Annotated in this window: 2 protein-coding genes; both read left to right on the forward strand. The window is 47.8% G+C overall.

Annotated elements, in window-relative coordinates:
- Window positions 1-364, forward strand: a 364-nt coding sequence (locus RMO35_RS13485; protein WP_309741816.1) for a dienelactone hydrolase family protein, incomplete at its 5' end; no start/stop codon positions are given.
- A 348-nt stretch (window positions 365-712) separates the two neighbouring features.
- Entirely contained in the window at window positions 713-1,606 is an 894-nt protein-coding gene (locus tag RMO35_RS13490; RefSeq protein ID WP_309741817.1) for a S1 RNA-binding domain-containing protein, read from the forward strand.
- The last annotated feature ends 124 nt before the right edge of the window (window positions 1,607-1,730 follow it).

The following is a 1,730-nucleotide window of genomic DNA, read 5'->3' on the forward strand; positions in this document are numbered from 1 at the left end:
CTTTGGCGGACATGTGGCTTTTTTAGCGGCAACACTCGCCGATATTACCGCGACCGCTTCCTTTTATGGTGCGGGAATTACTACTCAGACTCCTGGCGGTGGCGAGCCATCGGTGAGTCGATCGAGTGCGATCGCGGGTACGATAGATCTGTTCTTTGGGATGGATGATGGCAGCATTCCGCCCGAGCAGATTGCCGCAATCGACACCGCATTGACTCAATCTGGCATTCCCCATCAAATTTGGCAGTATCCTGGTGCCGAACACGGCTTCTGTTGCGATTTACGGGACAGTTACCACCCGACTGCGGCGGAGGATGCTTGGCAACATGTGACCGAACTATTCGATCGACTCAAATCTGTCTAAGTAGCGCGGCATAATATATGTAGAGGCACTATTGCGTCCGATCGGCACCATTGCCTTAAACTTAGAGATTGGCGAGTAACGACGATTGCCCGATCTTCAGTCGATCTCTAAGAGGATGTTTGAAAAGTATAGATTAGCACTCGCAAACCCTAGAAAATCCCCCCTAGCCCCCCTTAAAAAGGGGGGAACCGGATGAAAGTCCCCCTTTTTAAGGGGGATTTAGCGGATGCGCTCCGGTCGGGTTTCCCGACCATGGAAGCGCACCAAGCAGGGGGATTTACCCACCATGAACGAAGCAATTAGACTTTTCAAACACCCTCTCATACCTCAAACCTCAAACCTAATTTAATGAATAAGACTCAAACTACCCCAGCCGAAATTTTTTCAATGGACGACTTTGCTAAAGCCTTGGATGCTGAAGTCGTCAGTTTTGAAAAAGACCAATTAGTGCGGGGTAAAATCCACAGCTATGATAGCGATGGTGTGTATGTAGATATTAATGGTAAATCCCTCGCTTTCGTGCCAGCAGAGGAAGTTGCCGCAGATGAATCGGCAGATCTATCGGCATTATTACCGATTGGGGACGAGCAAGAATTCCTGATTATTCGGGAGCAAAATGCTGACGGACAAGTGACGCTCTCCAAACGTCAATTACAGGTCAGATATGCCTGGAATCAAGTTGGTGATATTCAAAGCAATAAAGAATCGATCCAGTTGAAAGTAACTGGTGTGAATAAGGGTGGTGTCACGGTAAACTTCCAGGGGATTCGCGGCTTTATTCCTCGATCGCAATTACTCGAACGCGACCATGAATCCCTGGTTGGTACCAGCATTCCGGGTGTGATTATCGAAGCCGATAAAGAGAAAAATAAGTTGGTCTTCTCGCAACGCCAAGCAACCCGCACTGCTAATTTTAGTCAACTAGAATTAGGTCAATTAGTCAGTGGTATTGTTGTCGGGATTAAACAGTTTGGAGCCTTTGTCGAATTCGATGGCAATACTGGTTTAATCTATATCAAACAAGTCAGTCAAAATCGGGTCGAAGCTTGTGAGAAGTTATTCACAATCGGTCAAGAAATCAAAGCGATGATTATCGATCTCGATGAAGGTAATGGCAAGATTTCGCTCTCTACCCGCGTCCTAGAAAATCATCCCGGTGAGATGTTAGAAAACATGGCGGTAGTGATGGCATCTGCCGAAGCTCGCAGCGAACGCGCGGCGAAGAAGTTATTTGGTAACTGAGTTAGGTTTTAATACCAAATCCGCTTTACAAACCCTTGTTTTGCGATCGAAAACCCAGGCAGCCCTCACCCCGCCAGATCCTGCGGCTCCGGCTCCCCTCTGTCTTGATTCGCTAAACCGTCGG

The organism is Chamaesiphon sp. OTE_20_metabat_361 (assembly GCF_031364565.1).

Bases quoted from the DNA above. Each gene is read 5' to 3' on its own strand.
- RMO35_RS13490 (WP_309741817.1), top strand. From the start codon at position 713: ATGAATAAGACTCAAACTACCCCAGCCGAAATTTTTTCAATGGACGAC.